This window comes from Sphingomonas sp. LH128 (assembly GCF_000293195.2).
Taxonomy (GTDB): domain Bacteria; phylum Pseudomonadota; class Alphaproteobacteria; order Sphingomonadales; family Sphingomonadaceae; genus Novosphingobium; species Novosphingobium resinovorum_A.
On sequence record NZ_ALVC01000001.1, the window covers coordinates 24,253 to 33,181 of the forward strand.

Below are 8,929 nucleotides of genomic sequence, written 5' to 3' on the forward strand. Positions count from 1 at the left end.
CACCCCGCCCGAGGATGGGCGAGAGTTGCCAACCCCAAAACTGGAGACTGACATGACGACGATGCTTGAACGGATGTACGAGACTATCGCCAACATGTCGGATGAGGATCTGGCTCTCATCGATCGGATGATGGACGGTGGGTTTGAGAATGATCTTGTCCGCCGTGGTGACATCAGCGCTGCCGTCCGCGCGCTTCGTGTCGAGCACGCTGGCGATCGCCATTACCAGCATGCGCTCACCGACCTGACCCGCAAGATCAACCACCTGACTGTTCACGGTGAGGGGTGTCGTCAGCCAGCCTGCACGCCCACCCACAACCCGAGCAAGGGGGATTGAATGATGGATGATGAGAAACTGGCGCTGCTTGATTTCGTCCGAGCAAGCGAGGTCGGGGAATGGAAGCTGGTCAGGCATTCGCACAGCAACGTCCAAGCTGCTCGTTCGTGTGGCCTGATTGCCCGCTTCGGTGGCGAGGACGAGGCGACCGCATTCGTCAAGGCGCGGTCCATCGAAGCCATGCTCAAGTCTTACCACCGCCTTGCCGCCGGAGAACCCGCATGACGGATCACAGCGCACCGACGCGGGGGCTACAGAGCGAGGGATGGGCTACGATGGCACACGAGGTCATCCGCAGCCGTTCTCGCGCTGTGCAATCGATACAAATCGGAATTTCGGCATATTCTGTCCGCAACCTCGGGAGGGGGGTGTGAGCGCGGTGGCTGTGGTGGAGCCCACCCTCATCAGTATGAACGACGCCGCGAAGATGCTCGGGGTGCCGTACTACGAGATCTACAACCTCTCCTCGTCGGGTCGCATCGGCAGGGTCAAGAAAGGAACGCGCGTGTTCGTACCGCAAGATGATGTTCGCGCGCTGATGGCGACGCGGCAGGAGATCGCATCGCCCATCGCGTGGCACCCGATAGCCGAAATGCCTGAGGACCGGAAGAACGGCCGCAACATGCTGCTGTGGTTCTCCGCTGGCTACCCCGCGATCTGCAACTGGGATGGGGCATGGTGTGATTCCGTTGGCTTCGTGCTGAACGGCGCGACCATGTGGGCGGATGTGGAGGGGCCGGTACAGTGAGCAACGACCGCGACGAAACCACCGGCCGCTTCCTGCCCGGCAACCGCTTCTGGGAGGCGCGCTCCAGCCATGGTCGCAATCCCATCTTCGCCGAGCCTGATGACCTGTGGGACGCCTGCTGCGAGTATTTCGCGTGGAATGCCGACAACCCGCTGTACGAGGACAACCTCGTCACATTCCAGGGCTCCGCCACCCATGAGCCGACCGCGAAGATGCGCGCCATGACGATTGGCGGGCTGTGCATGTTTCTGGACGTCTCCCAAGAGGCATGGCGCGGATGGCGGAAAGACCGTCCCGATTTTCTTGAGGTCATTACGCGAGCCGAAGAGGTCATCTTCCGCCAGAAGTTCGAGGGGGCCTCTGCCAGCATGCTCAACCCGAACATCATCGCCCGCGACCTTGGCCTTGCCGACAAGCAGGAACTGACCGGCAGGAACGGCGGCCCCATCAAGACCGAGGACGTGACGCCGGCCAATCTGATCGAGGAGGCGCGCCGCCTTGGCATCGACCCTGCAGCAATCGGCCTCTGACGATCGCGCGGCCCGCATTGCCCTGCTGGCTGCCGTAGTCGAGAAGCGGAAGAAGGAGGCGCTGGCTCCCGAAGGCAAGATGCTCGACTTCGCGCGCTGGTACTTCCCAGAGCGCGAGGGCATGGAATTTATCGAGGGTCCGCATCATCGCGTGATCGGGCAGACGCTGGACCGCGTGCTGTCGGGCGAGATCACCCGCCTCATCATCACTGTGCCGCCCGGTTATACCAAGACCGAGGCGGCGGTCGTGAACTTCATCGCCAAGGGCTTCCATGTGAACCCGAAGGCGCGCTTTATCCATTCGACATTCTCGGACGATCTAGCCCGCGAGAACAGCGACAAGGTGCTGCAGCTTATTGCCCTGGATGGCTACCAGAGCGTGAAGCCCGTCACGATCCGCGTGGACAGCAAGGCCAAGGATCGCTGGAAGACGGCAGAGGGCGGCGGGATGCTGGCGAAGGCGGCAGGCGGCCCGATCACTGGCTTCCGCGCCGGGTACATGGACCGCAGCGTGTTCACCGGGGCGCTCGTCGTCGATGACCCGCTCAAGCCCGATGACGCCTTCTCGCCAACCAAGCGCAAGAAGGTGAACCAACGCGCCACGAACACCTTCCGCAGCCGTCTGGCGCACGATGACGTGCCGATCATCGTCATCATGCAGCGACTGCACTCCGACGACTTCGTGGGCCACCTGCTGACCGGCGGGACGGGCGAGAAGTGGCATCACCTCAACCTTCCCGTGATCATCAACAGCGCCGATCCGTACCCGATTGAGTGGACGCATGGCATACCGATTGAACACGGCCTGCCCGATGGCCCGCTATGGTCCGAAAAGCACAGTGCCGCCGAGATCGAAGTGCTCAAGGCCGACGCCTACACCTATGCCAGCCAGTACATGCAGCGGCCGGTGTCGATCGAGGGTGCGCTGTTCAACATGGACGGCTTTCGGTGGTGGAACGAACTGCCGCCGATCGAGTGGTACGCGATCTATGCCGATACCGCGCAGAAGACTGGCGAGCGCAACGACTTTTCGGTGTTCCAGCTATGGGGTAAGGCGGCGAACGGGATCTACCTGATCGACCAGGTGCGCGGGAAGTGGGAGGCACCCGAACTGGAGAAGACCGCCAAGGCGTTCTGGGAGAAGCACAAGCACCTTGCACCGCGCGGCTTCAAGGTTGAGGACAAGGCGTCCGGCACCGGACTGATCCAGTCTATGCGGCGCAATCAGGGTATCCCGGTCATCGCCGTGCCGCGCGACAAGGACAAGTACACGCGCGGTCTGGACGCTGCGCCATGGATCGCGACCGGCATGGTGCATCTGCCCGACGACCACGAATGCAAGGTTGTCCTGCGTGCCGAACTGCAGATGTTCGACGGCCTCGGCACCGGATGGGACGACCAGGTTGACCCGCTCATGGATGCGATTGCGGATATGCTCGCGGAGCAGGGGGCCAAGACAGGTTGGTTCCTCTGACAGCAACATGATTGCGCATTCTTTCGCGTTCGCGTAACTATGCGCCATGTCGGCGCAACATTCCATCATCGCCAATGCGACGTCAGCGATCCGCGATCGTCTCCAGCGCGCAATGCCGTGGCTCTATGGCATGTCGGCCAAGCACGACTACGCTCGCGATTACGGCTGGAAGGAATCCCTCACCTTCCACGACTTCCACCGCATGTACTGCCGCTCAGGCATCGCAGCGTCCGCGATCGACAAGACCATTGCGAAGACGTGGGCGACCATGCCCGCGCTGTGGGAAAGCGATAAGCCCGCTGCCAGTCCGGCAGAGGCTGCCATCGCCAAGCACTTCGCGCGCAAGGGAATCTGGCGCGGCCTGATGGATGCGGACCGCCGATCGATGGTCGGGGCCTATGCTGGCGCGATCATCTACCTGCGCGACGGCCAGCGCCTCGACCAGCCCGTCACTACCGTGCGCCGAGGCGTCGAGAGCATCGTCGGCATCGCCCCTGCGTGGGAAGGCCAGCTTACCGTTGTCGAGTGGGACCAGACCGAGGGCAGCGAAACCTACGGCGAGCCGCTGTACTTCCAGTTCGACGAGCAGGCTGTCGGCGAACCTCAGGCAGTCCCGAAGTCGCAGGTCCGCATCCACCGCGACCGCGTGCTGATCTGGTCCGATGACGGCACGGTCAACGGCAGTTCGGCGCTGGAGCCCGGCTACAACGACGTGTCGGATGCCGAGAAGATTAAGGGCGCAGGGGCCGAGGGGTTCTGGAAGTCCTCGCGCGGTGCGCCGATCGTCGAGAACCCTCAGGGCTTGTCGATGCAGGACATGATGCGCGGTATGGGCGCAGCGACGCCCGAGGAAGCCCGCGAGAAGCTGAACGAGAAGGCTGACGACTTCCAGAGCGGGTTCGACAAGTTCCTGATGCTCGGCGGCTTCACGGCCAAGCCCCTGACGATCACCCTGCCCCAACCTAAGGAATTCTGGGAAACCTGCGTCCAGTCGTTCGCCGCCTCAATGCAGATCCCGTTCAAGGAACTGATCGGCAACGTCACCGGCGAGCGCGCCAGCACCGAGGATGCCAAGGGCTGGGCCGAGACGAACATGTCGCGCCGTGAGAACCGCGTGCTGCCGATCCTGTACGAGTTCGTCGAGCGCCTGGTCGCGTGGGGTGTGCTGGACCGCAAGGATTGGGTGATTGGGTGGACTTCGCTTCTAGATGCCACGCCCGACGACAAGCTGGACCGCGCCGTCAAAATGTCGTCGATCAACAGCCAGTCCGCCAACGAGCCCGTGTTCCTGCTTGACGAGATTCGTGAGGAGGCTGGCTATGCCGCCGCCGAGGACGTCGAGGGCTGGGACGAATTCATGCGCGAGCGTGACGAGCGCGAACGGCAGAAGGCCGAGGATGGGCCGACGCAGAATATTCCACCTGGAGATAATCCATGAACGTAGCGAAAGCCATTGAGGCGCTGAAAAAGGCCATCGCGCTGCACAAGAAGCACATGGACGGATCTGCACCGACGACCGGCGCGGCTGGCGAGAAGAGCCAGATGCTCATGATGACGCAGATGGAGGATGCGCTTGGCTTCCTCGAATCGGATGCCGCCAAAAAGAAGCCGGCAATGAAAATGCCGGCAATGAACAGTGCGGTCGGAAAGACCGTCCGCATCAACGTCCGCAGCGCCATCAATAGCTCTGGCATCCGCCGCGAGCGCCGTGACGGTCGCGACTACATCATCGTGCCAAGCGCCACCATGCCCGATGGCATCGTGATGAACCGTACGCGCTACCCAGCGAATGAGATCGCGAAAGCGTTCGGCTCGCTGGAAAACACCCCTGCCCCACTCGGCCACCCCACGATCGAGGGCGCGTTCGTTTCGGCCAAAGACCCAGAAGGCCTCGCTCGGGGCTGGATCGGCGCCTGGAACCGCAACGTGCGCCGCGAGAACGGCCGCGTATTCGTCGACAAGGTGATCGACGTCGCCACTGCCAGCCAGCTGGACGGCGGCAAGACGGTGCTGGAAGCGATCGAGAAGGGCGAGCCCATCCACTCATCCACCGGCCTCTATGCCATTCTCACCGCTGTCGAGAACGAAGAGGGCGTCGACTGGGAGGCGTCCGACATCGTGTTCGACCACGACGCGATCCTCATCGGCGAGGATGGCGCGGCCACCCCAAAGCAGGGCGTGGGACTGATGGTCAACGCCGCCGCTGCCCCCGATGGCGAGAAAGTCGACGTCATGAACTGCACGATCGACGACGATATCGACCGCGACCTCGCGTGGTCTGCTGAAAGTATGTTGCGCGCTGTTGAACGAAAAGAACGTTTGCCGTTGCTTCGGCGCATCATTCAGATTATCACTGGGGAAGTTCAGGGCGGCCCGACGCCCGACAACATCGAGGGCGATGCCCTGAACACGGAGCACGAAGCAATGGACAAGGCTCAGTTCGACGAGCTGACCGGCAAGGTAGCGGCGCTGGCCGATTCCATGACCGGCCTCGACGACAAGATCGCAACCGCCGTGGGCAATGCCCTCAAGCCCTTCACCGATGCGCAGGCCGCTGCTGCCAAGGATGCAGCCGACAAGGCCGAAGCCGATCGTCTGGTGCTGGTGAACAAGGTCGTTGAAGGTGGCCTGCTTGCCGAGGACATCGCCAAAGACGCGACCGCTCCGGTGCTGAACGCGCTGCTCGAAAAGAGCAACGAGAAGCCCGCCGCCTTCCGCGTGAACGGCGTTTACAAGCCGCAGTCTGGCGAAAAGCCTGCTTTCGCCATCCCGGCAGGGGAGTAACCGACCATGGCTCGCTACAACAAGATTTTCGCAGGCCCGACCTCCGAAACGCTTCCGCAGGTTCAGGAGCGCATTTGCGCTGCCGCAGTCACCCCCGGCATCGGCTTGGTGGAAAGCGGGACGAGCTTTGCCATCGCCGGCGCCGCCGCGGCAACCAAGGTGTACATTGCTCAGGACCACTACCTGACCGGTAAGGGTGTCGATACCGCATCTGTTGCCGGTAGCCGCGTCATCGGCATGGAGCCGCTCGACGAGCAGTTCTTCAACGTCCGCGTCCCGACCGGCGTCAATGTCGCGCGGGGGGCAAACCTGACGACCAACGCAACGGGTCGCTTCGTCCTCGCCACCACCGGCCAGCGCGTCATGATGATCGCCGAAGAAGCCTACAACAACCAGTCCGGTTCAGACCAGCTCGTGCGCGCCCGCAAGGCGCAGCCGGGCATCGTCGTGGCATAAGGGGGCCTCGAAATGCGCTACTTTTCCGCAGACCTCATCACCAACAACCCCCGCCAGCATGGCGCATGGTGGGGCGAGCTCAGCCTCGCACGCGAGCACTTCCACCAGACCGAGGACGCCCTCGTTGCTGTGGGTAATACCTCGGGACTGACCGCCAACGCTGCCGCTGTGCTGCCGCGTGATGCGTGGCTGGATCTCGACAACATCACCCGCCGTGTCATGCGCGCGGATGAAGGTCAGGTCTGGATGGCAGATCTCATGCCTTTGGCCAAGCCGGTCAACATCGGGAAACTGGTCCACCTGAACCGCGTGTCGTCGGATGCCGGCGTGGTCGTCCGTTCGATGAGTGGTCAGGTTCCGGTTCCGCTCGACAAGGTGGCCTACGACTACCGCGGCACTCCCGTTCCCATCTTCGCCACCGGATACGGTCGTGAATGGCGCGAATGGAACACGCTGCAGTCGGAGAACTTCGATGCCCTGTCAGACGACCAGGAAGCGCACGTTGCCAAGCTGCGCCGCGACAATGCACTCTACGTGCTCGACGGCGACGCTTCGATCGTTGTCGAAGGCTATACCGCCTATGGCATCCGCACCTCTCCCTACTCCAAGGCCATCAACCTTGGATCGGCTGCTGGCGGCGCAAACATCGACCTCACCACCGCCGACGCGGACGACATCGACGCATTCCTTGCTGGCCCGTTCGGCGCGATGCTTGACGCCAACTACATCACGGGTGGCGTCAACCTGTACATCTCGCCCGAGATCGCTCGCAACTGGGACCGCCCCTATTCGGGTTCGGCGGGCTACAAGCCGGGCACCATCCTCGATTACGTGCTGGGCAATCGCCGCGTCAACAAGGTGGCGGTGTCTTTCGAGCTTTCGGGCAACTCGTTCTTCGGATTTGTCCCGAACGCCGATTACATTCGTCCGCTGGTGGCGATGGCGACCTCGACCGTCGCCATGCCCCGCCAGCACCCGCGCGCCAACTACCAGTTCGAAGTCTGGAACGCGATGGGTATCGAGATCCGCGCCGACATCAATGGCCGCAGCGGCGTGTTCTACTCGGTCGTAAACAACTGATCTTCCCGCCAGGGATGAGCAATGAGGGGCGGGGCTTAGCGGTCCCGCCCTTTTGCATAGGAGAGACGGAATGAAGATCAGGATCACGGCAGGCGGCATCTATGGCGCCAAGGGTGAAATTGCGATCGGCACCGAGTTCGAGGTGAAGGAGGCCCCGAAGGGCTGGGACGGCCGGTACGAGATCATCGGCAAGGACGCGCCGAAAGAGGCTGTGCCTGTCACCAATCCAGCCAAGGGCGATGCGGACGACAAGCCTGCTCGCCGTGTGCGCACCGCCAAGGACTGACGGTATATGGCCGCCTACGGCACCGACCAAGGCCTGACCGACTGGCTAGCGGAACAGGGCTACGCCCTGCCCACCACCGCGCCGTCGCCCGCCATCCTGCGTGCTCGGGGCAGCGCCTATGTCGATGGCTATGAGGTATACTGGACCGGCCAACGCACTGGTGGCGTGATGCAGGACCTTGCGTGGCCGCGCACCGGGGCAACGGTGAACTGCACGCAGGCGATCCCGAGCGACGTCATCCCGCCGGCCGTGGTCAACGCCAGCTATCGCGCTGCATGGCTGGAGGCTTCGACGCCGGGCATTCTGGCTGGCCCGTCGATCATCACCGGCTCGCGGGTCAAGCGCGAGAAGGTTGATGTCGTGGAGGCCGAATACTTCGACGACGGCAAGGCTGCGGTAGGCGGCGGCCCCAGCTTCATCGACAGTCAGATCGACGGGATGCTCGGCGCCTTCATTTGCAACGACGACGGCGCAGCTTTCCTTTGGACGCTGGGAAGCTGACGTGTCGGCCGGGTTCTACGAACGCATGTTGGCGACATCCAAGCGCCTCCTCGCACCCACGGATGAAGATGGGTTGGGACAAGGCAAGATCGAGCTTGTGCGCTATGTCCCCGGCGCGCCCGGCCCCGATCCTTGGTCACCGCCTGCCGAACCGTCGCGGGAAGTCACGACGCTAGACGGCGTTGCGCGCGGCGTCGGTAAGGAACTGGTCGGCCTTCCCGTTGAAACCGGCGGCCAGATCGTTGCGACCGATCTTGTCGTGCTCGTTGCACCGTGGGGCGGTGCGTATGGGCCGGGGTGGGTGCTGGAGGTCGATGGCCTGCCGGTCACCGTGCTGCGTGTCCGTAATATCCCCGAGGCAGGCATCACCTGTTCCATCCAGTTCGTGGCGCGCCGCTGATGGACGAGACGCTTGAAGCCCTCCTCGCCTCACTCGCCCCCGCGCTGGCGGCTGCATTCCTCGCTGCGATCCGCAGGCTGCGTGACGGGATCGATTACCCCGCCCTCATCGTCGCCCTGCGCGCTGGTGACATCGACGCCGCGATCGACGCCCTGAACATCGAGCCCGGCGCGTTCTCCAAGTACGTGCTGGAGCGCCAGTCAGCGTTCGAGGAAGCAGGCACGGCGGTGTCCAGCGAATTGACGCAGGACCGCGCGCGGGCAATTGCGAAGGTGGACACGCCCGCCCCGGCCCTTCGCTCGCCCGTTCTTACACCGCCAGCGCCGATCGCCG

Annotated in this window: 13 protein-coding genes; all 13 read left to right on the plus strand. The window is 63.3% G+C overall.

Going from position 1 to position 8,929, the window contains the following annotated elements:
- The first annotated feature begins 52 nt into the window (after positions 1 to 52).
- Positions 53 to 337, plus strand: coding sequence for a hypothetical protein (locus LH128_RS00185; RefSeq protein ID WP_037516692.1), 285 nt, complete (start codon positions 53 to 55; stop codon positions 335 to 337).
- Positions 338 to 562: a hypothetical protein gene (locus tag LH128_RS00190; protein ID WP_008827537.1), complete on the plus strand. Its 225-nt coding sequence runs from the start codon at positions 338 to 340 to the stop codon at positions 560 to 562.
- Positions 563 to 707: 145 nt separating this feature from the next.
- Entirely contained in the window at positions 708 to 1,085 is a 378-nt protein-coding gene (locus LH128_RS00195) for a helix-turn-helix domain-containing protein (RefSeq protein ID WP_008827538.1), read from the plus strand.
- On the plus strand, positions 1,082 to 1,615 hold the full coding sequence (locus LH128_RS00200) for a DNA-packaging protein (RefSeq protein ID WP_008827539.1): 534 nt from the start codon (positions 1,082 to 1,084) through the stop codon (positions 1,613 to 1,615). Before LH128_RS00195 ends, LH128_RS00200 begins: the two co-directional genes overlap by 4 nt.
- Positions 1,584 to 3,089: a phage terminase large subunit gene (gene terL, locus LH128_RS00205; RefSeq protein ID WP_008827540.1), complete on the plus strand. Its 1,506-nt coding sequence runs from the start codon at positions 1,584 to 1,586 to the stop codon at positions 3,087 to 3,089. The genes LH128_RS00200 and terL overlap by 32 nt, the downstream gene beginning before the upstream one ends.
- Before the next feature lie 46 nt (positions 3,090 to 3,135).
- Positions 3,136 to 4,527, plus strand: coding sequence for an anti-CBASS protein Acb1 family protein (locus LH128_RS00210; RefSeq protein WP_008827541.1), 1,392 nt, complete (start codon positions 3,136 to 3,138; stop codon positions 4,525 to 4,527).
- Positions 4,524 to 5,873 (plus strand): hypothetical protein, encoded by a 1,350-nt coding sequence (locus tag LH128_RS00215; RefSeq protein ID WP_008827542.1) that lies wholly within the window; start codon positions 4,524 to 4,526, stop codon positions 5,871 to 5,873. The genes LH128_RS00210 and LH128_RS00215 overlap by 4 nt, the downstream gene beginning before the upstream one ends.
- Before the next feature lie 6 nt (positions 5,874 to 5,879).
- Positions 5,880 to 6,329 carry a hypothetical protein gene (locus tag LH128_RS00220; protein ID WP_008827543.1) on the plus strand — a complete coding sequence of 150 codons (450 nt, stop codon included), beginning with the start codon at positions 5,880 to 5,882 and terminating at the stop codon, positions 6,327 to 6,329.
- Between the two features lie 12 nt (positions 6,330 to 6,341).
- On the plus strand, positions 6,342 to 7,409 hold the full coding sequence (locus tag LH128_RS00225) for a major capsid protein (RefSeq protein ID WP_008827544.1): 1,068 nt from the start codon (positions 6,342 to 6,344) through the stop codon (positions 7,407 to 7,409).
- 70 nt (positions 7,410 to 7,479) lie between these two features.
- Positions 7,480 to 7,695: a hypothetical protein gene (locus LH128_RS00230; protein ID WP_008827545.1), complete on the plus strand. Its 216-nt coding sequence runs from the start codon at positions 7,480 to 7,482 to the stop codon at positions 7,693 to 7,695.
- 6 nt (positions 7,696 to 7,701) lie between these two features.
- A complete protein-coding gene (locus LH128_RS00235; protein ID WP_008827546.1) occupies positions 7,702 to 8,196 on the plus strand; it encodes a DnaT-like ssDNA-binding protein in 495 nt (164 codons plus the stop codon).
- Positions 8,197 to 8,221: 25 nt separating this feature from the next.
- Positions 8,222 to 8,596 (plus strand): hypothetical protein, encoded by a 375-nt coding sequence (locus LH128_RS00240; RefSeq protein WP_327194999.1) that lies wholly within the window; start codon positions 8,222 to 8,224, stop codon positions 8,594 to 8,596.
- A partial coding sequence (locus LH128_RS31070; protein ID WP_008827548.1) for a hypothetical protein occupies positions 8,596 to 8,929 on the plus strand: 334 nt, incomplete at its 3' end. The genes LH128_RS00240 and LH128_RS31070, both read left to right, overlap by 1 nt.

Coding starts and splice junctions, on each gene's coding strand:
- LH128_RS00185 (WP_037516692.1), top strand. CDS start 53: ATGACGACGATGCTTGAACGGATGTACGAGACTATCGCCAACATGTCG.
- LH128_RS00190 (WP_008827537.1), top strand. CDS start 338: ATGATGGATGATGAGAAACTGGCGCTGCTTGATTTCGTCCGAGCAAGC.
- LH128_RS00210 (WP_008827541.1), top strand. CDS start 3,136: ATGTCGGCGCAACATTCCATCATCGCCAATGCGACGTCAGCGATCCGC.
- LH128_RS00215 (WP_008827542.1), top strand. CDS start 4,524: ATGAACGTAGCGAAAGCCATTGAGGCGCTGAAAAAGGCCATCGCGCTG.
- LH128_RS00220 (WP_008827543.1), top strand. CDS start 5,880: ATGGCTCGCTACAACAAGATTTTCGCAGGCCCGACCTCCGAAACGCTT.
- LH128_RS00225 (WP_008827544.1), top strand. CDS start 6,342: ATGCGCTACTTTTCCGCAGACCTCATCACCAACAACCCCCGCCAGCAT.
- LH128_RS00230 (WP_008827545.1), top strand. CDS start 7,480: ATGAAGATCAGGATCACGGCAGGCGGCATCTATGGCGCCAAGGGTGAA.
- LH128_RS00235 (WP_008827546.1), top strand. CDS start 7,702: ATGGCCGCCTACGGCACCGACCAAGGCCTGACCGACTGGCTAGCGGAA.
- LH128_RS00240 (WP_327194999.1), top strand. CDS start 8,222: ATGTTGGCGACATCCAAGCGCCTCCTCGCACCCACGGATGAAGATGGG.